The following is a 25,574-nucleotide window of genomic DNA, read 5'->3' as shown; positions in this document are numbered from 1 at the left end:
CCGGGATTGACAGAGCGGGTGCGGCTAGGACACTCGCCGGGTGGCGCGGCCGCTGTGCAGGTAGAGCGCGTGCCCGTCGCCGTCGTCGCCGACGAAGACGTGCGAGATGTGCAGGCCCATCCGCGGCTGCGCCTGGACGAAGGTGTCCCCGTGGAGAGGCACCAGTTCGAGGTGCTCGGACCGCTCGCCGATCTCGGCGAGGATGCCCTTCGGGGTTTGTTCCAGCCACAGGCGGCCGTCGGCGTCCTGGGTAACGGTCAGGTCGGCCACCTCGCTGGCGTAGGTGCCGAGGTAGCGCCGCGCGTCGATGGGGGCCGGCTCGGCCGGTGGGGTGCGTATCGCCGGCATCTCGATGTCGGCGAGCTCGCGCAGCAGGTGCCGGTAGATCTCGGCGTAGACGGCGACCGGGTTGCCGCCGTTGGTGAGCAGCGCGATGGCGAGGTTGCGGTCCGGCACCACCCGCAGGAACGCCGACTGGCCGATGGTGCCGCCGTCGTGACCGATCACCGTGCGCCCGGACCAGTCGAACAGCTCCCAGCCCAGCCCCCAGGCGTTGCCCATGAGGGCCACGTCGGGCACCGTCACCTGGGGCAGGCGCATCGCGGCCGCGCTGCCGGTGCTCAGCACCACCGTGCCGTCGGGTGCGACGCCGCCGGCCAGGTGCATGCCGGCGAACGTGAGCAGGTCGCGGGGGGACATCGCCAGCATCGCCCCGGCCGGCGCGTTGGAGCGCACCAGCGCCCAGACCGGCGCCGGCCGCGGGTCGGCGTCCGGGGCCGGCTGGATGTGCCCGACCGCGGCGCGGTGCAGGATCGCCTCGTACGGGTCGGCCGCCGCGTGGGTCAGGCCCAGCGGCGTGAACAGGTGCTGGCGCAGGCAATCGTCGTACGCCTTGCCGCGCAGCACCTCCACGATGCGGCCCAGCACGCAGAAGCCGGCGTTGTTGTAGGAGAACATCTCTCCGGGCGCGAACAGCTGTGCCGTGTCCGCGAGTGTGGCCACGTACTTCTCCACGCAGTCGTCGCCGCGCCCGGTGTCGGTGAACAGGTCGCCCTCGAACCCGGCGGTGTGCGACAGCAGCTGCCGCGTGGTGATCGCCGCCGCCGCGGTCTCGTCCGCGAGCCGGAACTCGGGGAGGTACCGCCGCACCGGCGCGTCGAGATCCAGCAGGCCCTCGTCGACCAGCTGCATGATCAGCGTGGCCGTCCAGACCTTGGTGATCGAGCCGACCTGGAACAGCGAATCCGTCGTCGCCTCCACGCCGGTGGCCGTGCTGAGCACCCCGGCCGCGTGCTCGACGACCTGGCCGTCGAGCGACACCGCGACCGCCGCGCCCGGCACCTTGTGCTCGCCCAGCAGCGCGGGCAGCCGCTCCTGCAACCAGCCGCCGACCTCGTGCATCTTTGACATGCGCGTCACCCTAGGTGCGCCCATGCGTGCCGTATTCGTCCCCGGCGACGAGCCGACGGCATGAAGTCCATCCGCGCGGACGAACCGGCGGCTCCAGCTTCAGCTTCAGCCGAGGGCGGCCATGGCCGCGTTGTGGCCGGGGATCCCGCTCACGCCGCCGCTGCGGCGGGCGTTCGCACCACAGCGCAGGATTCGGAGGTGTTCCATTTCCACGCCCCGTCACCGGCGATGACGACGTCGTAATGCATGGAAAGGATCCTCCCGCGTCAGTTTCAAGCGCACAATCCGTGGTCATCCAGGGCACGGCTGACTGAGCGCTCAATTGGGATATTGACGGCGAGGGCTGGCGGGGAGATCGTCTTGAGGTATGTCCCCCTTGCGTGCGGTCGCGATCATCGTGGCTTTCGTCGTCGGCTTCGGCGCCGCGGCCCCGCCCGCGCAGGCGGCCGCGCGCGTGCCGATCAAGGTCGGGTCGCTGACCCTGGAACCGTGCGAGACCTCGGCGCTGGCCTGGTGCGCGACCGTCCAGGTGCCGTTCTCGTACACCGACCCCGACGCCGGGACCACCGCTCTGTATTTCGAGTGGTTTCCCGCGACCGGGAACGCCCGGGGGACCGTGCTGGCGGTCGAGGGCGGCCCCGGATACTCCTCGACGGCCTCCCGCGACTACTACCTGGACATGCTCGGCCCGCTGACCAGGACCCGGAATGTTTTGATCGCCGACCTGCGCGGAACCGGCCGCTCCGACCCGGTCCGCTGCCCCCAGTTGCAGAACGCGACCACCGCCGACGGCAACCAGGCCTACATCGACGCCGTCGGTGCCTGCGGCCGCCGTCTCAACCACACCCGGCAGCGGCCCGACGGCTCGTACGTCCGCGGCAGCGACCTCTACACCACGGCCAACGCCGCCCGCGACATCGCCCGCCTGCTCGACCTGCTGGCCCCCGGCCGCGTCGACCTGTACGGCGACTCCTACGGCACCTACTTCGCCCAGGTCTTCACCTCGCGTTACGCCCCGAAACTCCGCTCGGTGATCCTGGACGCGGCCTATCCGGTCCTGGACGCCGACCCGTTCTACCCGGACGCGATCAAAACCGCCCGGACCGCGTTCGACCTGGCCTGCGCCCGCTCCACGGGTTGCGGCGGATGGGCGACCATCGAGGAGATGGTCTCGGCCGTCCGCGCCGCCCCGTTCACGGGCGAGACCCGAGACCCGGACGGTACGGCGGTCCAGGCCACCGTGAACGTCGACACCATGATCCAGCTCGTCCTCGCCGCCGGACCCGACAGCGGCGTCTACCGCGAACTGGACCCCGCGATCCGCGCCTATCTCGACCGGGGCGACAAGCAGCCGATCCTCCGCCTAACCGCCCGGACGATCTTCCCCGACGAGGATTCCGGCCCCGCCGCCGAATTCTCCGCCGGCCTCTACTCCGCCGTCTTCTGCAACGACTACCCCCAGCCGTTCGCCTACACCGGCGACCGCGCCGCCCAATACCAGCAGGCCGTCGCCGCCCTCCCCGAGGACATGTTCGCCCCCTTCACCGTCGAAGAATGGACGACCAGCGGCGCCGAGGAATTCGACTCCTGCCTGAACTGGCCGAAACCCACCACAGACGACCCACCCATCGTCTCCGGCGCCCCGCTCGCACCTCCGTCCCTTCCCGTCCTCGTCCTCTCCGGCGAACTCGACTCCCTCACCACTCCCGCCGACGGTGAACGGGCCGCCCAGCACATGGGCCCACACGCCCAGTGGATCCAGGTCAACAACATGATCCACGTCTCCGCGCTCCTCGACTACGTCGGCTGCGCCGAAGGCCTGGTACGCACGTTCATCCGCCACCCCGCGCAGCCCCTCGACGCTTCCTGCGCAGCCGAGACCCCCGAAATCCGCCTGGTCGGGGCGTTCCCCACAAAGCGCGCCCAAGCCGTCCCTGCCGTCCCCGCCCCCGGGAACCAGGCCGGCACACCCGCGCTCCGCCTGGCCACCATCGGCGCGGCCGTCGTCGAGGACGCGATCTGGCAGTGGTACTACATCTCCGCCGACCGCGGCACCGGCCTCCGCGGCGGAACATTCCACACGGACGGCGACGGTCCTGTCTACACGCTCACGTTCCGGAACGTTCGCTGGACCACCGACGTGAAGGTCTCAGGCTCGGGCAAATGGAACCGCGAAACCGGCCACGTCACCGCGACACTCGAGGTCGTCGACAAGCAAGGCTTGACGGCGGCGGTCACCGTGGCGTACGACGACTACGAGCCCAACGCGGTGATCAGCCTCATCGGATCCGCCAGCGGTAAGCCGGTCGTCGCGACGGCGTCGTGATGCTCTTGGCGAAATATCTCTTTGACGTAGCGACTACGAATTAGCAGTGGCTCCCGCGATGGTTGCATGCTTTTGGGCCTATTGCCCAGATTGAGATCTTCGCATGGCTTTCGCGCGTAACAGTGCGACAGCAACGCACCGCAGGATCCCCAACTTGGCGGTGCAAATCAATATGATCAGCATTATTTTGTCTGGAGTACCGCTTCGCGCTCGTCGACAGGTAGGCGAACATCTTGAGCCAAGATCTTGGACGTAGGTTCTTTCTCGGCTTCGGAACAGGTCGATACCTGCACCTGGAAGAGGCGGACCAACTCCACCGGGTCTCCTCCGATCTCGCCGCCATGCGCGATCGTTTCGAGAGCATCGGTTACCAGGCGGTGCTGCCGGGGCTCGGGGAATATGCCAGCGCGGCCCAGGTGAGACAGACGCTGAGCCACTGGTCCGACGATGTCGGGCTCAACGCGAACGACGTTGTGGTCGTCTATTTCGCCGGGCACGGGGTCGCCGAACCGTACGATCGCCACCACCTGATGTGCTGGGACACCAGGCCGGATGACCTGGTAGCCACGGGGCTGCCGACCGAGGATCTCGTTCGGGTGCTGTGCCGGAGGGCGAGCGGGTTGCGGCACCTGCTCGTCATCCTGGACTGTTGCATGGCCGGAGCGGGCAACGCCGACAGCATGATGACCGCTCTCCAGTCCCTCGCCCGGCAGCACACGGCGGCAGATTCGTCGGGGCTGTGGTTTCTCGCGTCCGCGCGACGCAAAGATGAGGCGATGGATGGCGCATTCGTGACGGCATTCGAAATCGCGCTGGCCTCGGCGGCCGAGCGTACGGGGCAGCGGCAACGGTATCTGGACCTCACGGAGCTGGTGAAGGCGATCAATGATGTCTTCGCCGCGGAGCAGTTAGGTCAGCGCGCCGAACTCGCGAGCGGCTTGGTGTCGGGTCTCGCCCCTTTCCTGCCCAATGAGAACTATCATGAGGGCCTTCCCGCATTGGGCACTGATCTGGAGATCCAGCTCAGAGTCGCCGCGAGAGATATTCTTGAGCATTTCGGTCCTCGCTCCAGGGGAGTGGAGTTCGAGTCGGAGCAAGGACTGTACTTCAGCGGGCGCACGAGAGTTCTCACCGAGCTGGTCGCGTGGATGACCGCCCGGGACGCCGATGGGGGCGGGCGTGTCGTTACCGGCAATCCGGGGTGCGGTAAATCTGCGGTTCTGGGGCGAATTGTCGCTCTCTCCGATCCGGTGTATCGCGCGAGGCTCGATGTTTCGGACATCGATCTCGCCGTCGTCGTACCGGAGAGCCTGGTCACGGTCGCGGTGCATGCTCGGCACAAGCGGCTGGAGGAGATCGTCGCGAGGATCGCGCCGGCGGCGGGTGTCGAAACCGACTCCCCGGCCACCCTGCTTCAGGAGTTCAGCCGCCGAGATCGGAACGCCCCGCCGATTGTCATCGTCGTGGATGCCCTGGACGAGGCCGGCTCGGGCACGCTGGTGGATTCGGGTGGCCGTGGGGAGCCCCGGCGGATCGCGAGGGAGTTCCTGCGACCGCTCTCGGAGATCCACGGAGTGCGGCTGCTGATCGGTACCCGAAGGGAACTGGTGCCGAGCCTGGGCACCGCTCCCACCGTGCTCGATCTTGACAGTCCGGAGTTTCGTGACGATCACGACGTGGCCGGGTACGTCCGGCGGGTCTTGCAGGCCAGCGACGAGCCGGACGTGCTCACCCCCTATCGCACGCGCCCCGATTTGGCCCGCCAGGTGGGCGAGGGCGTCGCGCGCAGAGCCGCTGGAGTCTTTCTCGTCGCTCGAATGACGGCACGATCGCTGCGGCGGCAAACGCTGGCTGTCGATGTCACCAAACCCGGCTGGATGGAGCAGTTGCCGAGCGAGATCGGCGAGGCCTTCGACGACTTTCTCGCCCGTTTCGAAGCCGACGAGGCGAAGGTTCGCCGCATGCTCGTGCCGCTGGCCTTTGCCGAGGGCCAAGGGCTGCCCCGAGGTCAGATCTGGACCTTGCTGGCGACCCGGCTGTCGGGCTTCGAGTGTTCCGAAGCCGATGTCGCGGAGACTCTGACCGCCGCGTCCGCGTACGTGGCCGAAGTTGTGGACGGAGGCCGGTCCGTCTACCGCCTTTACCATCAGTCGCTCGCCGAACATCTACGGGTGAGTACCGGCAGGCAACGGGAGATCCAGGCGATGATCGTGGAAGGGCTCGTGGAGGCCATCCCCATCGTGGCGGGAAGACGAGACTGGTTCGCGGCTCACCCGTACATCCGTGGCCATCTGCCCACCCATGCCGCTGCGGCCGAACTACTCGACGGATTGATCGCGGATCCGAGCTTTCTGCTGGCCTGCGATCGACTCGCCATGCTGCGGGCGATCCCTACCCTGCAAGGGGACCAGCGGGCGCAGGCTATTCGCAGCGCGTACGAGCAGATCGCCCACCAGCTCACCGGTGATCGTCCCCTGGAGATGCGAGCGGCGGAACTTCAGCTGTCGGCCCGGCGATGCGGGGCGGACGAACTGGCCGACCGGGTCGGCGCCCTTCGTTTGGCGCTTCCCGTGTCCGCCCGGTGGGCTTGGTGGTCTGCCACGGGGGCGCACCGGCAATTGAGAGGTCACACATCCGCCGTGCTCTGCGTGGCAATCGGTGACCTCGACGATCGTGCCATCGCCGTCACGGGCAGCGACGATGGCACCGCCAGAATCTGGGACATCGTCACTCAACAGCAGATCGGCAAGCCCTTGGGGGGCCACAGATCCGTTCAGGCCATCGCTGTCGGCGAGCTTGCGGACTATACGGTTGCGCTGACCGGGGACATTGATGGGACCGTTCGCGTCTGGGATCTCTCGGCGGCCACGGAAGTTGGCCCCGCGTTGCGTGGACACACCAACTCGGTCGTCGCCGTGGAGATGGCCAAGATCGGGGATCGTTACGTCGCCGTCACCGGGAGTGACGACGGCACGACCAGGCTGTGGGATCTGGAGACTCGCCAGCAAATCGGATCCCCGCTGATCGCGCATCGGGGTACGGTCAAAGCCGTCGCTCTGGGCATGCTGGACGGACACCCCATCGCCGTGACCGGTGGCACAGATCGCCGGGTTCAGGTTTGGGACCTCAGCGACATGGCTCGGCCTGTGGCCGAAGAGCTGAGCGGACACTCCGGTGCTGTGAACGCGGTCGCCATCGGTGTGCTCGACGAACGTGTGGTGGCCGTCAGCGGGGATGGCCTGGGCCAGGTGAACGTCTGGGATTTGACCAGCCGTCAGCAGCTGGGAGAGCCTATCGCCGCCCATGTGGACTGGCGGTTCGGAGGTGTGAACACTATCGCGTTCGGCGAAGTGAACGGCATCCCCATTGTGTTGACATGCGGAAATACCAACGCTCGCCTTTGGGAGCTACGAAGTCGGCGGCAGCAGGGTCAAGGCCTTTCTGGGCACAGCGGATACCTCAAGGGAGCAGTCCTCGATGTTCGCAACCATCGCCCTATCGCGGTCACCGCTGGTGACGACGGCTCCGCTCGTATCTGGGATCTGACAGCGGATCGGCCATCATCCGGCCACATCGGAGTCGTGTGCTCATCCTCGGTGGGGTTGCTGGATGGCCGGCCTGTCGTCATCACCGGTAGCCGGGACTGGACGGCCCGTCTCTGGGATCTCCAAGAACGGCAGGAGTTGGGACGCCCGTTGGAAGGCCATTCCGATTCGGTGGTGGTCGTCGCGGTCGGTGAGATGGACGGCCGAATGGTCGCGGCCACCGGCGAGACCGACGGCACGGTCCGGGTGTGGAACACACCGACCGGAACCCCGCATGGGGAACCGTTACGTGGACACACGAACACGATCACAGCCTTGGCGCTAACGCGTCTTGGTGAGGTGAATATCGTCATCAGTGGTAGCAACGACGGGACTGTGCGACTCTGGGACATCGATACTGGCAGGCTGATCGGCCTTCCTCTTGAGGGGCATCTGGGAGGCGTAGAACACATCGTCGTCGCCGATCGCGATCGCGGACGGCTAAGGATTCTGGTCGCTTCCTCGCATTCCTGCGCGTATCTGTGGAAAATTGCCGACACGGGAGCCGCGCCAGAGCAGTTGGCCGCACTGATACCGGAAGACTGGCCGCCGCGCTATAGTTTGATCGGAGTAGGGTTTGCTCGCGGTAGTGCACTCGCTCTCAAAGTCCGGCACGACGGCGCGATAGTAGCCTGCGAGCTGATCTCCGGTGCCGAGATCGGCACGGCGCTTCTCGATTACGAAGGAGCGTTTGTTGCTCGGTTGTATGAACACAACGGTCGTGTGATCGTGGCGGCGGAAGATTCCAATACCGCGATGTTCTGGGATCTGGACACTGGCGTCTCCTATGGATCGCCTTTCCGGGCTGGACCGGCGAGTATCCAGAGTCTGTCTTTGGGTACGTCGTTGGACAGGCCGGTCGCCGTGATCACCACCTCGTACACCGAACGTGTGTGGGATATTCTGACTTCGTCGCCGGTGGGTGAACCCCTCAGTACGCGAAATCTCCCCGTGATGAGCCTAGATGTGGGTTCGGTAGGGGAGCGGCAAGTGGTTGTCAGTCTTGACGGCGAACGAGCCCTGCGAACATACGATGCTGACACAGGCGAACAGGTCGCGCCCCATTTGCTGACCGACCTCGGCCTCTCAGTCGCCCTGGTATCAGGGGAGCAGGCGCAGTTGGCAATCCTGCCCAGCGGCACGAACATCAATGTCTGGGACCTTTCTTCGCGTGAGCGAGTAGGGGTGTTCACAAGCCATCTCGCTTCTGCGAATACCTTGTGGACGGGGCAGGCGAACAATCAGTCAGTCGTGATCACTGGAGACACGGACGGGGCCATCTACGCGTGGAGTCCGATAACTCTCGCCCCTCTCGCTCCGATGATTACTGGCCATAGGGGCGCTGTGCAGGCGCTGACGGTGAATCAGAACGCGGGATATTGTCGCATCGTGTCCGGCGGCGCCGATGGCACCATCCGAATCTGGGACTTTCCCACCGGCAGGCCGGAGGGAAATCCGCTCACCGGGCACGATTATCCCGTCGTCACCTTGGCGGCTGAGAAAGTTCTGGGCGTGGATGTGGTGGTCAGTGGAGACGTCAACGGTGTCGTTCTGCTCTGGAATCTGAGTACTGGTGAACGCCTCGACTTTCCTTTCTCGCGGCATGCGGGCTCAATCAGATCCATCTCCTGCGCGCAGATCTCCGGCGTCCCTGTCGCGACCGTCGCCGACAGCCTCGGGTTGCTGAGAGCCTGGAATCTGGCCGACCAATCCCTGCTCGCCGAGGCGGACATCGGGGCGAGCGTCATGGAGATGGTGATGACCGCCGACGGCCGCATATTCGTAGCCACCCAGATGGGCGTGCTTGCCCTCGATCTCGACGTCACCACAGTGAAGAACATCAAAGGGGATCTGTGAGCAGGATCGTTTGCGTACACGGAATCGCACAACAAACAAAGGGTTCCCACACCCTGCTCGAAAGCTGGTATCCGGCCCTGCTGGACGGCTTGGCCAGGGCCGGGCACGCGGCCGTCGGTCGGGACGAGGTCGTCATGGGTTTCTACGGAGACCTGTTCCGTAAATCCGGCGCCAGAGCCGTCGGCAGCGTTCCTCTGGACGCCACCGATCTCACGGACGACGAACGCGACCTGATCCTCGGCTGGTGGAAGGCTGCGGCTGTTCTGGAACCCGCGGTTCCCGGACCCGGCGACGCCACCCGGATGCGAACCCCGGATATCCTCCAGCGAGCCCTCAACGCACTCAGCCATTCGACCTTCTTCGCCGGGCTCGCCGAGCATCTGCTAGTTCTCAGCGCCCGCCAGGTCCGCCTCTATCTCAATGACCCTCGAATCCGTGCGCAGGCCCGCGCCCGGGTGAATGCTGAAATCAGCGCGGTGACCAGAGTCGTGGTCGCCCACTCGCTTGGCTCGGTCGTCGCCTACGAGGCACTCCACGAGAGCTCCCAAGCCCGTGACGTGACATTGGTAACGCTCGGTTCGCCACTCGGAATCCGTGGTCTGATCTTCGACCGCCTGGAACCCAAACCGGCGAGTGGCCAGGGCTTCTGGCCGACCAGCGTGAAGAACTGGGTCAATATCGCCGACCAAGGAGATGCTGTCGCCCTATCCAAGGGGCTGGCCCCGTTTTTCGGCGAAGCGCTCTCGGACCAACTCGTCCACAACGGTTCGCACGCCCACGATGTCCGCCCTTATCTGACGGCGAGGGAGACAGGCGCCGCAATCGCAGCGGGACTGTGATCTCGAAGGTAAAAGACGAGGACGGGAATCACCACGACCACCCCCGTGAGGGCTGCGGCGCTGCGGCGTAGGGGTTGGTTCTGGGCAAGGTGGGTGGAAGTGATCAACCTGAAGGCGTTGATGTGAGTAGTCCACCCGCTGGCCCGCGGGATGCGTACGAGCCGGGGCAGGACCCCCGGCGGTGGCGGGCGTTGACGGTTTGCCTGGTGGCGGGGTTCATGACGTTGCTGGATATCAGCATCGTCAATGTGGCGTTGCCGTCGATTCAGGCGACCTTGCATGCCTCGGACAGCGCGTTGCAGTGGGTGTTGTCGGGGTATGCGCTCACCTTTGGGCTGGCCCTGGTTCCGGCGGGGCGGCTGGGGGACGCGCGTAGCAGGCGGGGCGTGTTCATGATCGGGGTGGCGCTGTTCACGGTGACCAGTGCGGCGGCGGGGGCGGCGCAGCATGAGTGGTGGCTGGTGGTCGCGCGGCTGGTACAGGGCGTGGCGGGCGGGATCATGATGCCGCAGGTTTCCGGGTTCATTCAGGAGTTGTTCGCCGGGGCCGAGCGGGGGCGCGCGTTCGGGATGCAGGGGGCGGTGATCGGGCTGTCGACGGCGGTGGGGCCGCTGCTCGGAGGGGTGCTGATCCAGGTGTTCGGCCCGGCGGACGGGTGGCGGTGGGTGTTCTACGTGAACCTGCCGATCGGGCTGGCCGCGCTGGTGCTGGCGCGGCGGCTGCTGCCCGCGCGTCACCCGATCGCGAAACCGGCCGCCGAGGCGAGGCAGCGCGGGTTCGACCCGGTGGGAACCCTGGTGCTCGGCACGGCCGTGATGCTCATCCTGCTGCCCTTCCTGCAGGAACGTATGTGGCCAGGGTGGCAGAAATGGCTGCTCGAACCCGTGGGGCTGCTGCTGATCGTGGTGTTCGTGCGCTGGGAGCGCCGCGCCGCGAAAGGGATCGAGCCGCTGGTCCACATGGACCTGTTCCGCATCCGCGAGTACCGGCTCGGCGCGCTGCTCTCGCTGAGCTACTTCGCCGGATTCACCGCGATCTTCTTCACCTTCACGCTCTTCCTCCAGAACGGGCTGCACTATTCGGCGCTGCTCGCGGGCGTCGCCTCGACCCCGTTCGCGCTCGGTTCCGCGCTCACGGCGGCCGTCGGCGGCCGGCTGGTGCTCCGGTTAGGGCGGGCCATGGTCGCGGGCGGGCTGCTGATGGTGGCGGTGGGCCTGGTGGGCACGATGCTGGCCGTGCACCAGGTGCCCGGCCCGCACGTGGGCTGGGCGACGGCGGGCCCGCTCCTGCTGGCGGGCCTGGGCAGCGGCCTGGTGATCACGCCGAACCAGACGCTGACGCTCAGCCAGGTGCCGGTGATCCGCGCGGGCAGCGCGGGCGGCGTGCTGCAGACCGGTCAGCGGATCGGCGGCGCGGCCGGCATCGCCACCGTCGGCGCGGTGTTCTTCGCCCACCTCGCCGGCTCCGGCGGCGATTGGGCGGCCGCGTTCCAGCTCGGCATGCTGACCTCGACCATGTTCGTGCTGGCCGCCCTCCTGGTGGCCCTTTACGACCTCTTCGGTCCCGGTTCTCTCTAACATCACAGTTATGAAGCGATTAGCTTTCCAGGTGGCGGTGGGGTTGAGCGTGCTGGCGATCGCTCCCATGACCTGGGCGTGGCTGGTGAGTTCGCCGTACCGGACGGACGCGGTCAGCGGCGACTGGGTCGAGCGCGTGCCCGCCGCGCCGGTGGCGCTGGTGCTCGGCGCGGGCATCTGGGGCGACAATCCGACGCCGATGCTGGGCTCCCGGCTCGACATCGCCACCACGCTGTACGCCCAGGGCAAGATCAAGGCCATCCTCGTCTCCGGCGACAACCACATCAAGGCGTACGACGAGCCGACCGTCATGCGCGACTACCTGATCGCCAAAGGCGTGCCCCAGGACAAGATCGTGCTCGACTACGCGGGCTTCGACACCTGGGACTCCTGCGTCCGCGCGAAGAAGATCTTCGGGGCGAGCGCGGTGACGGTCGTCACCCAGAGTTTCCACCTGCCCCGGGCGGTGACCCTGTGCCGCACGGCGGGCCTGGAGGCGTACGGCGTGGGCGACGACTCCACCCGCACGTTCCGCGGCACCACCTACGTCTACGCGGCCCGCGAGTTCCTCGCTTCGGGCAAGGGCTTCCTGGACGCCGTCATCCTGCGCTCGGACCCCCAGTTCCTCGGCCGCTACGAGACCTCGCTGGACCAGGCACTCGCGTCTGGCTGAGCGCGTACGTCCGCGGAGTCGTCAGCGCGGCGAGGCCCAGGCGCTCGTGCGCGGTGAGAGCCTGTTTCGCGTGGTCGCGGGCCAGGTCGTGGTCGCCGAGCACGTCGGCCAGTTCGGCCAGGATCTGGTGGGTCGCGCCCCAGCAGACGACCTGGCTGCCCATCACCACCAGCTCGTCGGCGTGCGGCAGCAGCAGCTCGTACATGACCTTGGGGTCGGGCGCGCCGAGCCGGGCGGCGACCATGCCCCAGCCCGCCGTGACGAAGCGGGTGCTCCAGTCGGAGGGCTGCCAGCCCGCCCAGCGCCCGGTCAGCCGCCGGGCCGCGGCCTCGTCACCGGCGTCGACGGTGGCCAGCACGGCGAGCGGCCGCATCGGCGCGTGCACCGGCTGCTCGGCGGTGGCCACCAGGTCGGCGGCCATCTCCCCGGCCTGGCCCCGCGCCCGGCGGCTGGTGAACAGGGTGGCCAGCCGGCAGTCTTCCAGCCCCCACATGGTGGTCCGGCTCAGCAGCCGGCCGTACTCGCCGGTGAGCCGCTCCGACTCGGCCCACTCCCCGGCCATCGCGGCCCGGGTGGATTCGGCCAGCCACACCATGGCCACCAGGTCGGGCTGGTGCACCTCGGCGGTCAGGCGGCGGCACCGGGCCAGCTCCGCGCGCCATTCGGCCACCTCCGCGAGTTCCAGCAGCGCCGTCATGCGCATGATCCGGGCGACCAGCTCGGCGGACCGGGGGAGCCCGGGGAGGGCGATCATCTCCTCGGCCGCGGCCAGCCGGTCGCGTCCGGCGCCGGGCACCCAGGCGGCGTTCATGTAGTTGTTCAGGGTTCTGGCCCGCAGCGCGACGTCGCCGCTGCGCCGGGCGAGCTCGACGGCCGCGGCGGCGTGGCGTTCGCCTTCGGCGCGGCGCGGGCTGTAGTGCAGTTCGAGGCTGAGCGTGCCGAGCAGCGCGGCCCGCTGCTCGTCCGGCAGCTCCCCGGCCAGCAGGTCCTCCAGGACGGCCACCATCCGGTCGTCGACGGTGCCGTAGAAGCGCCAGTTCCACACCGTGACCCCGCCGAACACCATCGCGGCCTCGGCCATCGCGGTCCGGTCGCCGATCCCGGCGGCCAGGTCGATGGCCTCGGCCAGGGTGGCGTGCGCGCCGGTGACGTCGCCGGTGGCCCGGCGGGCCCGGCCCAGTTCGATCAGCAGCGCGCAGCGTTCGGCCGGGTCGCCCGGCCCGTACGCGGCGAGCGCCTGCTGCCACAGTTCGACCGCCTCGTCGAAGGCCAGCTGGGCGGTGGCCTGCCGGGCGGCGCGCGCCGCGTAGGAGACCGCCCTGGCCGCCCCGCCGACCCGGGCGGCCAGGGCGAAATGGTGGGCGAGCACCGGAAGCGGGGCGGTCTCGCCGCCGGTCGATTCCAGCGCCTCACCCGCCCGCAGGTGCAGCCTGGCCTTCGCCAGCCGGTCCAGCCCGGCGTACAGCGCGTCGCAGACCAGCACGTGCGAGAACCGGTAGTCGAAACCGTCGGGGGTCTCGGCAAGCAGGCCGGTGACCACGGCCGGGGCCAGCCGCGCCATGACGTCCTCGGCCGAAGTGGCCGACGCCGCCGCGAGCACGTCGAGCCGGACGTCCCGCCCGAGCACGGAGGCGGTCCTGAGCAGGTCCTGGGTGGGTTCCGGCAGCCGGGCCACCCGGCGGGAGATCACGTCGCGGACCGTTTCCGGGACCTGGTCGAGGCGCTCGCCGTCAGCAGGCGCAGCAGCTCGCCCAGGTAGAAGGGGTTGCCGCCGGTCCGCCGGTAGAGCGCCTCGGCCAGGGCGGGGTCGGCGCCGCCCAGGTAGGCCGCCACGTCGCGCGGGCTGAACGGGGGCAGCCGGAGGCGTTCCGTGCCGGGTTCGCGGGCCAGCGCGGCCAGCGTGTCGGCCAGCTGCTCCGGTTCGCGGCCGGGTTCCGGGCGGAGCGTGGCCAGCACCAGCATCGGCCTGCGGTGCAGCTCCCTGGCGGCGTACCTGAGCAGCCGCAGCGAGGCGGCGTCGGCCGAATGCAGGTCGTCGAGGACGACCATGACGGGCTCGGCGGCGAGCGTGCCGAGCACCCGTTCGTGCAGGTCGAACAGGGCCACGTCGGGGTCGGCCGCCGGGTCGCCTGAGCCGGAGGAGAGCCGCCTGACCGTGTCGGCGGCCCGCTCGCCGAGCGCGCGCAGGGCCTGCAGCCAGGGCCAGAACGCGGGCGCCGCGTCGGCTTCCACGCAGCGCCCCCACACCACGCGCATCCCGGCGGCGTCGGCGGCGGCCTGCGCCAGCCGGGTCTTGCCGATGCCGGCCTCCCCGGCGACCAGCAGCACGCCGCCCTGGCCGCGGCCGGCCTCCGCCAGCCGGTCGGCGATCCGGCGCAGCTGGGGTTCCCTGGCGATCAGGCCGGCGGTGACGACCTTCGGCGGCGGTGGCGCCTCCAGGGTCACCGACTGGTCGAAGACCGCCTGCTCCACCCGGCGCAGCTCCGGACCCGGCTCCAGACCGAGGTCATCGGCCAGCCGGGCCCGCGCCCGCCGCAGCGCGGCCAGCGCGTCGGCCTGCCGCCCGGCCCGGTACAGCGCCAGCGCCAGCAGGCCCCACAGCCGTTCCCGGTAGGGGTGCGCCTCGACCAGGCGCTCCAGGTCGGCGATCGACGAGCCGGTGTGGCCGAGGGCCAGCCGCGCCTCGAACCGGTCCTCGGTCGCCGAGGCGTGCAGTTCGGTCATCCGGGCGATCACCGGCTGGGCGAAGCCGTAGGCGGAGAATTCGGCCAGCGGTTCGCCGCGCCAGATGGCCAGCGCGCGGTCCAGGGCGTCCAGCGCCTCGCCGTACGCCTTGCGGGACAGGGCCTGGCGGCCCTGCTCGGTCCCGGCGGTGAAACGGACCAGATCGATCTGTTCCGGTTCGACCGCGAGCAGGTAGCCGGGCTCGCGGGTGAGCAGGATCGTGGGCGGGGTCCGCGGGGCGCGGCCGGGTTCCAGCACGCGGCGCAGGTGCGAGATGTACGCCTGGAGCGTTCCGATCACACTCGCGGGAGCCGTGTCCGCCCACAGCTCGTCGATGAGCCGGTCCATGGACACGATCCGCCCGGGCTCCAACGCCAGCAGGGCCAGCACGGCGCGCTGCTTGCGGGGCCCCAGATCGAGGCGCTCGCCGTCGGCCGTACCCACCTCAAAAGGGCCGAAAAGTTGGAACTCCAGCGGATTCATGGATGAAGCGTACGGCCCGCCGCGAACGGCTTGGAAGTGGCTTGGACAGTGTCCAAGTCGCCTCCAGGAAGCCTGCAAACGCTCCCACGCACCCTGAAGTCATCACAAAAGACCTTTTCAGGGGAGAACCATGAACGACTTCAGCGCCCTCCGGTCCGATCTGCGCCGTGCCGTGCGCGGGCGGGTGCTCGTCAGCGGCGACTCCGGCTTCGACGACGCGAGGACGCCCTGGGACTCGGCGGTCGAGCAGCGGGTCAAGGCGGTCGTCGAGGTGGCCGACGCCGCCGACGTGGCCGCGCTGGTCGGATACGCCCGCGAGGCCGGGATCGGCCTCGCCACCCAGCCGCTGGGCCACGCCCCCGCGAGCTTCGACGACGCGATCCTGGTGCGGACCAAGAACCTCTCCGATATCCAGATATTTCCGGATCAGCGGCGGGCGAAGGTCGGGTCGGGCGCGCTCTGGGGCGACGTGCTCGCCCAGTCCGCCAAGCACCAGCTGACCGGCCTGGCCGGCAGCACCACCCATGTGAGCACCACCGGCTTCACCCTCGGCGGCGGCCTCAGCTGGTTCGGCCGCAAGCACGGCTTCGCCGCCAACAACGTGCACGCCTTCGAGGTCGTCGACGCCGACGGCGTGCCGCAGCGGGTCACCGCCGACTCCGACCCCGACCTGTTCTGGGCGCTGCGCGGCGGCGGCGGTGACTTCGCCCTGGTCACGAGCGTCGAGTTCGACCTGTTCCCGGCCCCGGAGCTGTACGGCGGGCGCATCCTCTGGCCGGCCGCCCGCGCCCAGGAGGTCATGGCGGCCTTCCGCGAGGTCACCGCCACCGCCCCCGAGGAGCTGACCACCTGGTTCTCGCTGATCCAGTTCCCGCCCTTCCCCGAACTGCCCGACTTCCTGCGCGGCCTGTCCGCCGTCGCCGTCGACGCCACCTACCTGGGCGCCACCGCGGAGGCCGCCGATCTGCTCGCCGCCTTCGACCGCATCCCCGGCGTGATCATGGACACCCGCGGCCAGGTGAACATCGCCGACCTCGGCGACATCTGCGCCGAGCCCACCGAGCCCACCTCCGCCCTGCAGCACACCGAACTCCTCACCCGCTTCGACGAGGAGACCGCCACCGCGCTGCTGGCCGCCGCCGGCCCCGGCACCGTCGCCCCCCTGGCCGTCCTCCAGGTACGCCACCTGGGCGGCGCCCTCAGCCGCCCGGCCCCCACCGACGGCGCCTGCGGCCACCTGACCGAGCCCTACCTGCTGTTCATGCTCGGCATCCTGCCCTTCCCCGAACTCGCCGGCCCGATCCAGGAACGCCAGCACGCGGTCGCCCGCGCGGTCGCCCCATCCCTGAGCGGCCGCCGCCCCTTCACCCTGCTCAGCCACGACGCCCCCGCCGAAGCCGCCTTCCCCGCCGAAACCCTCGACCGCCTGCGCGACATCAAGCGCCGCCGCGACCCCCAGGGCGTCTTCCGCAGCAACCACCCGGTTCTCGGCTGACCGGTGTCGATCCGGGCGCGGGCCGTTCGTATAGGGGGTGAGAAGCTGAACGAGGAGGGATCAGAGATGAAGCAGTATCTGCTCAGCGTCTACCAGCCCGACGGGGACCCGCCGCCCGACGTCGACCTGCAAGCGATCATGCGCGAGGTCGAGGAGTGGAACCAGGAACTGCGGGACGAGGGGGCGTGGGTCTTCACCGGAGCGCTCCACCCGGCGAGCACCGCCACCGTGGTCCGGGCGAAGGACGGCGACCTGCTCCTCACCGACGGCCCGTATGTCGAGGGCAAGGAGCACCTGGGGGGCTTCACGGTGATCCGGGCCGAGGATCTGGACGCGGCGCTCGTCTGGGCCGGCAAGCTCGGCCGGATCACCACGCTGCCGATCGAGGTGCGCCCCGTCCACGAGGGCTGATGCACGACATCGACCGGATCTTCCGGGGCGAGTACGGCCGCGCGGTGGCCGTCCTGGCCCGCGTCTTCGGCGACCTCGACATCGCCGAGGAAGCGGTCCAGGACGCGTTCGCGGCGGCCGTACGGCTCTGGCCGGAGAGCGGCGTGCCGCCCAGCCCGGCCGGATGGATCATCGTCACCGCGCGGAACCGGGCCGTGGACCGGCTGCGCAGGGAGGCCGCCAGGGACGCCAAGCACGCGCATGCCGCCCTGCTGAACGCCGAGGCCGAGCACGTGGAGGAGGGCGCGGTGCGCGACGAACGGCTTCGCCTGATCTTCATCTGCTGCCATCCGGCGCTGGGCACGGCGGCTCAGGTGGCGCTGACGCTGCGCTTGCTGGGCGGGCTCACCACGGGGGAGATCGCGCACGCGTTCCAGGTGCCGGAGCCGACGATGGCGCAGCGTCTGGTCCGGGCCAAGGGCAAGATCCGGGACGCGGGCATTCCCTACCGGGTGCCGCGCGAGGCCGATCTGCCCGACCGGTTGCGCGCGGTCCTCGCGGTGATCTACCTCATCTTCAATGAGGGATATTTCGCCACTTCAGGCGATCGCCTGGTGCGGGAGGACCTGTGCGGGGAGGCGATCCGGCTGGGGCGGGTGCTGGCCGAGCTCATGCCCGACGAGCCTGAGGCCCTGGGGCTGCTGGCGCTGATGCTGCTCATCGAAGCCCGGCGGGACGCGCGCGTCCGCGGAGGCGAGCTGGTGCCGCTGGCCGAGCAGGATCGGAGCCGGTGGGATGCTGAGCTGATATCCGAGGGGCGGACCCTCGTCAGGCGATGCCTGCGGTGGGGTAGCCCGGGGCCGTACCAGATTCAGGCGGCGATCAACGCCGTGCACACGGATGCGGGTGGGACCGACTGGGAGCAGATCCTCCGGCTGTACGACCAGCTGATGGTCGTTGCACCTTCGCCGGTGGCTGAGCTCAACCGGGCGGTCGTGGTGGCGGAGGTCTCCGGGCCCGGAGAGGCGCTGGGCCTCGTCGACGGGCTGGGTCTTGATGGGTATCACGTGTTCCACGCGGTCCGGGCGAACCTGCTGCGTCGTCTCGGCCGGGACGACGAGGCGGTGGCCGCCTACGAGGCGGCGCTGGCCAGGACCGGGAACGAGGTGGCGCGATTTCCTGCGCCGGGGCCTGAAACAGGCCTCAGGCCGCGTCGATGACTGATGGCGCGGCCTGTGCGGCGGGGTTCACGCGGCGACCAGGGTGCCGCGGTGCGGGGTCATCACGGAACGGTCCGGCATGAGCAGGCCGGTGTCCTCGAACAGGATGACGCCGTTGCACAGCAGGCTCCAGCCCTGTTCCGGGTGGGCGGCGGTGACGTGCGCGGCCTCGCGGTCGGGTGCGTACGGAGAGGGGCAGTGCGGCTGGTGGTTGCACATGGTCTTGGTCCTTCTCGGGTGTTTCTCTCCAGGTTTGGTCTTCAGTAGGGCAACGTGCGCCCCGATGGCGTGCGGAGGTCGGCAGCGGCGAGCCGGGTCGGCCGCTTGGGCCGGGGCCGGAGCCTGATCTGTGCCATCCTCATCACGTCCTCTTCGTGGTATGCAGCGATCCGTTCGCCTAGAGTGTCCCAGTCCCCACCGACAATTTCGTGGTATTTTTCCGGGTTCCGGGTGGTCGTCCGGTCTCGCGAGATCAGAGTGCGCCGCGGCGCTGACAGTTTGCTTTCATTGCGCTTTCCATCCCCTTACCGGGGGTGGCGGGTGTGTTCACCGCCCTAGCGCGGTGCAGCCTGGCGATCGGCCAGCCGCTGCGGCGTGGTTTGAGTTGTGTACTTCTTTGTCAACGGCATAGGGCTCGCCCGTAATCCCGCTTCCGAGGGTCAGGCTCCGGGTATCCAGGTAAAGGATCCTGCGCGATGACGCAATGTCAGTCTAACCCCTGGCAAGGGCATTGCAACCCCTTTGACCTGGCATTCTATAAGATCTACCAAACTGGTCGCCAGGGTGATCGCATTGCCGCCTTCGAGCTGATCGCGCCCGTTACCCTCCTCCCGGCCTACGGCTACGGCCACGTGGCCGAAACAGCCCAGGAAAGCCGCATTGTCAGGGCCTCCCGTCAAGTCACGATCTCCGTCGACGGCGTGGTCGCCCACGGGGAATCCCAGACGCGTCAAGTCACGGTCAACGTGGGCTTGGCGGTACCGGGTGGTTGAGGCGGGGCCGGATATCGTGGGTCCTGGGAGGAATCATGGGAATCGTTTCGCGTGGCTTCTTTGGGCGGCGGCGGGAAGGGGACGTCAAGCTTCCCCCTGGGCAGTACCTCACCCACGACTTCCCGGTGCTGTCGGCGGGGCCGACGCCGCGGATCGGGCTAGATCGGTGGGAGTTCGCGATCGACACCGAGCTGGGGGAGACCCATCGGTGGTCCTGGCCGGAGCTGATGGCGCTGCCGTCCGAGACGCCCACCGTGGACCTGCACTGCGTGACGAAATGGTCGAAGCTCGGCACCGGCTGGCAGGGCGTGTCGCTGGACGTGCTGCTGGAGAACGTCGAGACGGGCGCCGAATACGCGCTGGCCTACTCCTACGGCGGATACACCACCAACCTGCCGCTGGAGGACCTGCTCGACGGCAAGGCGTGGATCGCCTACAAATACGACGGCGACGACCTCGAGCCCCGGCACGGCGGGCCCGCGCGGCTGCTGGTGCCCCACCTTTACCTGTGGAAATCCGCGAAATGGGTGCGCGGCATCCGGCTGATGAACGAGGACTGGCCGGGCTTCTGGGAGACGGCCGGATACCACGACTACGGCGACCCGTGGCGCGAGCAGCGCTACCAGGGCGACTGATGCCGCGCCTGCCCTGGCGCGTGGCCAAACTGGTCGAGATACGCCAGGAGACGGCCACCGCGCGCACGCTGGTCTTCGAGATCCCGGGCTGGCCGGGGCATCTGGCCGGTCAGCACGTGGACGTGCGGCTGACCGCGCCGGACGGGTACAGCACCGAGCGCAGCTACTCGGTGGCCGCGCCGGAGCAGGGGGATCGGGTCGAGCTGACCGTGGAGCTGGTCCCCGACGGGGAGGTCTCGCCGTACCTGCTGGAGATCCTGGAGGTCGGCGACGAGGTGGAGATCCGCGGGCCGGTCGGCGGGTGGTTCGTGTGGCGGCCGGATCACACGACGCCTGTGCTGCTGGTGGCGGGCGGCTCGGGCGTGGTGCCGCTGATGGCCATGATCCGGGCCCGCCGCGCGGCGGGCAGCTCCGCGCCGTTCCGCCTGATCTATTCGGTACGGGAACCCGATCAGCGCTTCTACCTGGACGAACTGGCCAATCCCGACCCCGGCTTGGACATCGCGTACCTGTTCACCCGCAAAGCCCCCGACGGCTGGGCCAGACCGCCCGGGCGCATCACCCAGGCCGACCTGACCGGAGCGTCCACGGACATCGACAGTTACGTCTGCGGCCCGACCGGGTTCGTGGAGGCCGCCGCCGACCATCTGATCGCTCTCGGCCACGCCCCGGGCCGCATCAGAACCGAACGTTTCGGACCCACTGGAGGCTGACATGTCCATCGACTACCTGGACGGCAACGCGCTGGCGGGCCCGCTCGGCGAGCTGTTCGCGGTCGACGTGACCGCCGCGATCGGCACCTGCGCGGGCTGCGGCACCGCGGGCCCCGTCGCCGCCCTGCAGGTGTACGGCCCGGAGCCCGGCCTGGTCGCCCGCTGCCCCAGTTGCGAGGAGGTCGTGCTGCGCCTGGTCAGAACCCCGGACGCGGCCTGGCTCGACCTGCGCGGCGCGGTCTCGCTGCGCATCCCGATGCCGCGGAGTTAACAGGGTTTACAGGGTATTCACCCCGGCTTGCGCCAGGCGCAAGACCCGCATTGCTCGAAAATATGCGGGTATCTGACGATCTTTGCATGAGGTTCTCCCTGTTCTACCCAGTCGCCGTGGCCGGTGCCGAGGAGCTCGGGACCGGCCTGCTCGGCCTGGATCGACAGCGTTACCAGACGACGATCAACGAACTTCGCGAGCAGGCGATCTGCGCCGACGAGTCCGGCTGGACCTCGCTCATGCTCGCCGAGCACCACTTCGAGGTGGAGGGCTACCAGGTCACCCCGAACCCGCTGCTGCTCAACGTCTACCTGGCCCAGCACACGACCCGGCTCCGCCACGGCCAGATGGGCCTGGTCCTGCCCAACTGGAACCCGCTCCGCCTGGCCGAGGACATCGCGATGGCGGACCACATGACCGGCGGGCGGCTCGACATCGGGCTGAGCCGCGGCTACCAGAACCGCTCGGTCGGCGTGCTCGGCCAGCACTACGGCGCCAACGTGGCCGGCAGCGGCAAGGCCGAGGTCGAGGCCCGCAACCGCAGGGTCTTCGAGGAGTGGTTCGAGGTGCTGCGCCGCGCCTGGACCGAGGACCTGTGGTCCTACAAGGGGGAGTTCATCGAGATCCCGGTGCCCGGACTGGAGTGGCCGCACCCCGTCTCGGCCCGGCTCGGCGCCGGGGTCGAGGACGGCGAGATCAGGCGGATCGCGGTGGTGCCCAAGCCGCTGCAGACCCCGCATCCACCGCTGTTCACCACGCTCACCCAGAGCGCGGCCACGCTGGACTGGGCGGCCAAGGTGGGCAGCACCGTCGTGACCATCGCCACCGACCTGGACATGCTGCGCGGCTTGATCCAGGAGTACGCCGACCTCGCCACCGGATACGGCCGTCCCACCCTGCCCGGCGAGGGAGTGGCGATCTGCCGGGCGCTCGCGGTGGGACGGACGCACGAGGAGGCGTGGGAGACCGCCCGGCAGGGTATGTCGATCACGGCCGACTGGCTCGGCGGGTTCGGGTTCTTCGAGGCGTGGCGGCTGCCCGGCCAGGAGGGTCCGGTGCCGCGCACGCTGGAGCAGATGGTGGCGGCCGGAGCGATGCTGGTGGGCACCCCGGACGAGGTGGGTGAGCAGGTGGAGCGACTCCGCGACGAGTTGGGCGTCCAGCACTTCGTGTTCATGGCGGCCGGCGGTGCGACCGAGCACGCCCGGATGCTGGACACCATCCAGCTGTTCGGCGAGCACGTGATCGCCGGCGTGCCGGTGTGAGCCCGTCGTTCGACGGCCACATCCGATCGGTGCGGCGCGGCCTCGCCGCTCTGGATCTGCTCGTGGCCGCGGCCCCGAACACCGTGCGGGTCGTCGACGTGGCCGAACATCTGGAAGTCGATCAGGGTACGGCGTCGCGCATGCTGGCCACCCTGGTCGAGTCGGGATACGCCAGCCGTACCCCGGATCGGCGGTTCACGGTCGGGCCGAGGTCGCTGCCGATGGCGACGCACTGGATTTCCCGGCTGCGGAACGCGGCGGCGGCGCCGATGGCCCGGGTGAGCCGGGCCACCGGTGAGATCGTGCTCCTCACCCAGCTGCTCGGGAGTCAGGACGTGCCGATCGTGTATCTGCCGGGCCGGGAGGGGGATCGGCCGGGGCTGACGGCCACGTTCAATTCGACCTACCCGCTGTGGGCGACGGCCAGCGGGCGGGCGCTGCTGAGCCGGCTGTCGCCCGCGAATCAGGCGCAGCTGCTGCCGCCGGAGCCGTACCCGCGGCTGACCTCGCGGACCACCAGTGACTGGCAGGGGCTGCGGGACACGATCAGGGAGGGTTCGAAGCGGCGGGTGTACATCGAGCAGGATGAGGTGATCGCGGGGTTCTGGTGTGCTTTCGTGCCGCTGGAGCGGTGTGTGGGCGGGGAGTTGCTGGCCATGGGAGTGGTCGTGCGGGGTGAGCTGTCGGGGCGGCAGCGGGCGCGCATCCTGAACACGCTCGCGGCTGAGACGCGGGATCTGGGGTTCGCGCTGACCGCGTGATCAGGTGGTGCTTCGGCGGAGCACCTCGGCCAGCGGTGTCGCCGGATGTCCGGTGATGTCGGGTACGGCGCTGCTGACCCCGTCCATCTCGCCATGTGCGATGGCGGTGTACGTGGACACCCAGGCGTCAACCAGCCAGCTGGGGGCGTTGTAGGCGGAACGTGACGCGTAGGCTTCCTCGATGGTTTCCCGCTCGTAGCGGACGGGGGCGCCGGTGACCTCGGTGATGATCTCGCACATGTCGGCGAGGGTGAGGGCCTCGGGGCCGGTCAGGTCGTGGGTGAGGCCGGTGTGCGGGGCCGGATCGCGGAGCACTGCCGTGGTCACGTCGGCGATGTCGTCCTGGGCGACCACGGAGGCGCGGCCGGTTCCGGCGGGGCCGCGGATCACGCCGTCCGCGCCGACCATCATCGGGATGAAGTCGGCGTAGAGGTTGTCGCGGAGGAAGGTGTGGGGGAGGCCGGTGGTTTTGATGTGCTCCTCGGTGGCCCAGTGGTCGCGGGCCAGGGTGAACGTGGACGTGGGGCCCGCACCGTAGAAGGAGATGTAGACGAGGTGGCCGATTCCGGCTTCGGCGGCGGCGTCCACGAAGGTGCGATGCTGGGCCAGGCGGTCGGCGTTCTCGGCGGCGGAGACCATCAGGACCGTGTCCGCGCCGGTCAGCGCGGTCCGGCAGGCGGTGTGGTCGCTGTAGTCCGCGGTGGCCACCGTGGCGCCGGGTAGGTGTGGCGCTCTGGACTGGTCGCGGACCAGCAGGCGTTGCGGCACTCCGGCGGCGGCCAGGAGGCGGGCCACCCGGCCGCCCAGGCGGCCGGTGGAACCGGTTACGACAATCGTCCCCATGAGGTCATCATGGCATCAGGGGGTGGTGAGGGAGTTCAGCGCGGTGCGGTAGTCGTCGTCCACGTAGTAGTCGATGTGGCCGCGGATGGGGGAGTCCGGGGGTGGGGAGACGGGGTCCCAGACGGCCTGGTCGATGTCGGTGGCGACGGGGCCGCCGATGGGGTCGGAGTTGCGGTAGAGGTTGTTCCAGGGGGTGGCGTTCTGGACTTCGCGCAGGGTGGTCGTGTCGAAGTAGGTGGGGAAGTAGCGGGCGTACAGGCGGCGCAGGGGAGAGCCGTGGGTGAGCAGGCGGGTGGATGGGCGGGCGGCGGGGTCGAGCTGGAGCACGACGGCGGCGGCGATCACGCTGCCCTGGCTGTGGCCGGAGAGGACCACCGTGTTGCCGTCGGCGATGAGGTGGTTGACGCGGGTGATGAGTTCGGGGACCACGCGTTCGCTGTAGCAGGGGGGTGCGAAGGGGTGGGTGGCCCGGGGCCAGAACGTGCTGATGTCCCAGAGCACGCCGACCGTGCGGCGCAGGCTGGGCAGGCGGTAGGCCGCGTAGCCGACCACCATCAGGGCGATCACGAACACGATCAGGATGATCGCTCCGGCCAGGACCAGGGGAGGCCAGGGTTTGATGGTCAGCTGGGTGGTGCGGATCACGCCGACCAGGACGAGGGTGCCGATCGCGGTCAGCGCGATCGTGGCGAACACGGCCTGCGCCCTGTCGGTGAGCGCAGCGGCGGCCCACGCTTTGCTCACGCGCTCGTGTTCGGGGCGCGGGTAGTGGGAGGAGATCAAGTCGTTGATCTTGCGGGCGGTCCGGCGGTAGGTCAGCCAGAGCCATAACGCGAGGGCGATGAGCATGACAACCGCGATCGGAACCGCGTAGAGCGCCCACGCGAACGACTCCGGCAGCACGATCGCCTCAGGCACGTCGACCCGCGAGAACGCGGGCGTTCCCACCATCTCGGCGACGATGAACGCCGCGCCGATCGCCAGCGCCGCCGTGTAGGTCCAGGCGATGAGCATGGTGGCCGGCGCCGCGAGCCCCAGCAGCGCTCGCCCATAACGGTTGTCGCCCGAGGCATCCTCCTGACCCCGGGCGAGTATCGCGACACCGATCGCGACCACGACCATCAACGCGATCTGCGTCCAGAAAACGCTCTCCACCATCGGATCGAAGCCCGGGAGCGGTCCAGGCGTGGCTTGCTCGCCGGGTCCGGACAGGGGAACGAGTAGCGCGGCCCCATAAACGAGAAGTCCGGCCCAGCGGAGGGTTGTGCAAAACGTCGTTAGGAGGCGCTCACGCTCGGCCTCCGGGTCCTTTCGGGTTGCCGCCTGAGGTAAGGCGACGGTCAGGACGATGGTCGCTCCGATGATGGCTTCTGCGGTTAGGAGCCAGGGGTGGGGGTCGGCGAGGGTCAGGGTTGTGGCGATCAAGGTGAAGCCGAAGGCGACGTGGAGGGAGCGGAGGCGGCCGACTGGGGGGCCGCCGTTCCACATGCGGCGGCGGGTGAGGAGGGGGCCGGGG

General features: G+C 69.2%; 19 protein-coding genes and 1 pseudogene. 14 read left to right on the top strand and 6 right to left on the bottom strand.

Annotated features, from left to right (window positions below; genetic code table 11):
- Positions 1–24 precede the first annotated feature (24 nt).
- The gene (locus Aple_RS05965; RefSeq protein WP_155343466.1) at positions 25–1,410 is read right to left on the bottom strand and encodes a serine hydrolase domain-containing protein; all 1,386 of its coding nucleotides are present in this window, start codon (positions 1,408–1,410) and stop codon (positions 25–27) included.
- Positions 1,411–1,777: 367 nt separating this feature from the next.
- On the opposite strand from Aple_RS05965, the gene Aple_RS05960 reads away from it, so the two are divergent.
- The 5 genes from Aple_RS05960 to Aple_RS05940 all read left to right on the top strand — a co-directional run bounded on the left by Aple_RS05960 (position 1,778) and on the right by Aple_RS05940 (position 12,266).
- Entirely contained in the window at positions 1,778–3,736 is a 1,959-nt protein-coding gene (locus tag Aple_RS05960; protein ID WP_155343465.1) for an alpha/beta hydrolase, read from the top strand.
- 233 nt (positions 3,737–3,969) lie between these two features.
- The gene (locus tag Aple_RS05955; RefSeq protein WP_155343464.1) at positions 3,970–9,177 is read left to right on the top strand and encodes a caspase family protein; all 5,208 of its coding nucleotides are present in this window, start codon (positions 3,970–3,972) and stop codon (positions 9,175–9,177) included.
- A gap of 89 nt (positions 9,178–9,266) precedes the next feature.
- The gene (locus tag Aple_RS05950) at positions 9,267–10,016 is read left to right on the top strand and encodes an alpha/beta hydrolase family protein (protein ID WP_246264170.1); all 750 of its coding nucleotides are present in this window, start codon (positions 9,267–9,269) and stop codon (positions 10,014–10,016) included.
- A 122-nt stretch (positions 10,017–10,138) separates the two neighbouring features.
- Entirely contained in the window at positions 10,139–11,593 is a 1,455-nt protein-coding gene (locus Aple_RS05945) for an MFS transporter (protein WP_246264168.1), read from the top strand.
- Positions 11,594–11,603: 10 nt separating this feature from the next.
- Positions 11,604–12,266 (top strand): SanA/YdcF family protein, encoded by a 663-nt coding sequence (locus Aple_RS05940; RefSeq protein ID WP_155343462.1) that lies wholly within the window; start codon positions 11,604–11,606, stop codon positions 12,264–12,266.
- Here the strand turns inward: Aple_RS05940 and Aple_RS05935 are convergent.
- Both Aple_RS05935 and Aple_RS05930 read right to left on the bottom strand, forming a co-directional pair.
- Positions 12,193–13,956 (bottom strand): ATP-binding protein, encoded by a 1,764-nt coding sequence (locus tag Aple_RS05935; RefSeq protein WP_155343461.1) that lies wholly within the window; start codon positions 13,954–13,956, stop codon positions 12,193–12,195. The two genes, Aple_RS05940 and Aple_RS05935, sit on opposite strands and share 74 nt — an antisense overlap.
- A complete protein-coding gene (locus Aple_RS05930; RefSeq protein WP_155343460.1) occupies positions 13,953–15,473 on the bottom strand; it encodes an AfsR/SARP family transcriptional regulator in 1,521 nt (506 codons plus the stop codon). Before Aple_RS05930 ends, Aple_RS05935 begins: the two co-directional genes overlap by 4 nt.
- Positions 15,474–15,603: 130 nt before the next feature.
- On the opposite strand from Aple_RS05930, the gene Aple_RS05925 reads away from it, so the two are divergent.
- From Aple_RS05925 to Aple_RS05915, 3 genes are all read left to right on the top strand, one after another.
- Positions 15,604–16,968, top strand: a complete 1,365-nt coding sequence (locus Aple_RS05925; protein ID WP_155343459.1) for an FAD-binding oxidoreductase — start codon at positions 15,604–15,606, stop codon at positions 16,966–16,968.
- A gap of 66 nt (positions 16,969–17,034) precedes the next feature.
- Positions 17,035–17,379 (top strand): YciI family protein, encoded by a 345-nt coding sequence (locus Aple_RS05920; protein ID WP_155343458.1) that lies wholly within the window; start codon positions 17,035–17,037, stop codon positions 17,377–17,379.
- Positions 17,379–18,578, top strand: coding sequence for an RNA polymerase sigma factor (locus tag Aple_RS05915; RefSeq protein WP_155343457.1), 1,200 nt, complete (start codon positions 17,379–17,381; stop codon positions 18,576–18,578). Before Aple_RS05920 ends, Aple_RS05915 begins: the two co-directional genes overlap by 1 nt.
- A gap of 27 nt (positions 18,579–18,605) precedes the next feature.
- Here the strand turns inward: Aple_RS05915 and Aple_RS05910 are convergent, their stop codons facing one another.
- Positions 18,606–18,797, bottom strand: a complete 192-nt coding sequence (locus Aple_RS05910; protein WP_155343456.1) for a DUF5999 family protein — start codon at positions 18,795–18,797, stop codon at positions 18,606–18,608.
- A 476-nt stretch (positions 18,798–19,273) separates the two neighbouring features.
- On the opposite strand from Aple_RS05910, the gene Aple_RS05905 reads away from it, so the two are divergent.
- The 6 genes from Aple_RS05905 to Aple_RS05880 all read left to right on the top strand — a co-directional run bounded on the left by Aple_RS05905 (position 19,274) and on the right by Aple_RS05880 (position 23,215).
- Entirely contained in the window at positions 19,274–19,570 is a 297-nt protein-coding gene (locus tag Aple_RS05905; RefSeq protein WP_155343455.1) for a hypothetical protein, read from the top strand.
- Positions 19,571–19,605: 35 nt separating this feature from the next.
- Entirely contained in the window at positions 19,606–20,205 is a 600-nt protein-coding gene (locus Aple_RS05900) for a sulfite oxidase-like oxidoreductase (protein ID WP_155343454.1), read from the top strand.
- A complete protein-coding gene (locus Aple_RS05895; protein ID WP_218038134.1) occupies positions 20,205–20,918 on the top strand; it encodes a ferredoxin reductase in 714 nt (237 codons plus the stop codon). The genes Aple_RS05900 and Aple_RS05895 overlap by 1 nt, the downstream gene beginning before the upstream one ends.
- A 1-nt stretch (position 20,919) precedes the next feature.
- Positions 20,920–21,189 (top strand): DUF6510 family protein, encoded by a 270-nt coding sequence (locus Aple_RS05890; RefSeq protein ID WP_155343452.1) that lies wholly within the window; start codon positions 20,920–20,922, stop codon positions 21,187–21,189.
- An 86-nt stretch (positions 21,190–21,275) separates the two neighbouring features.
- Positions 21,276–22,454: an LLM class flavin-dependent oxidoreductase gene (locus Aple_RS05885; protein WP_170321305.1), complete on the top strand. Its 1,179-nt coding sequence runs from the start codon at positions 21,276–21,278 to the stop codon at positions 22,452–22,454.
- On the top strand, positions 22,451–23,215 hold the full coding sequence (locus Aple_RS05880) for an IclR family transcriptional regulator (RefSeq protein ID WP_155343450.1): 765 nt from the start codon (positions 22,451–22,453) through the stop codon (positions 23,213–23,215). Before Aple_RS05885 ends, Aple_RS05880 begins: the two co-directional genes overlap by 4 nt.
- Here Aple_RS05880 and Aple_RS05875 read toward each other — a convergent pair whose 3' ends face one another.
- Both Aple_RS05875 and Aple_RS51875 read right to left on the bottom strand, forming a co-directional pair.
- Positions 23,216–24,058, bottom strand: coding sequence for an SDR family oxidoreductase (locus Aple_RS05875; protein WP_155343449.1), 843 nt, complete (start codon positions 24,056–24,058; stop codon positions 23,216–23,218).
- A 15-nt stretch (positions 24,059–24,073) separates the two neighbouring features.
- Positions 24,074–25,574: pseudogene (locus Aple_RS51875) on the bottom strand (hypothetical protein); the annotation flags it as partial.

This window comes from Acrocarpospora pleiomorpha (genome assembly GCF_009687885.1).
Classification (GTDB): domain Bacteria; phylum Actinomycetota; class Actinomycetes; order Streptosporangiales; family Streptosporangiaceae; genus Acrocarpospora; species Acrocarpospora pleiomorpha.
Note: the sequence above shows the minus strand (reverse complement) of the source record. Positions and strands in the feature narration are given on the sequence as shown.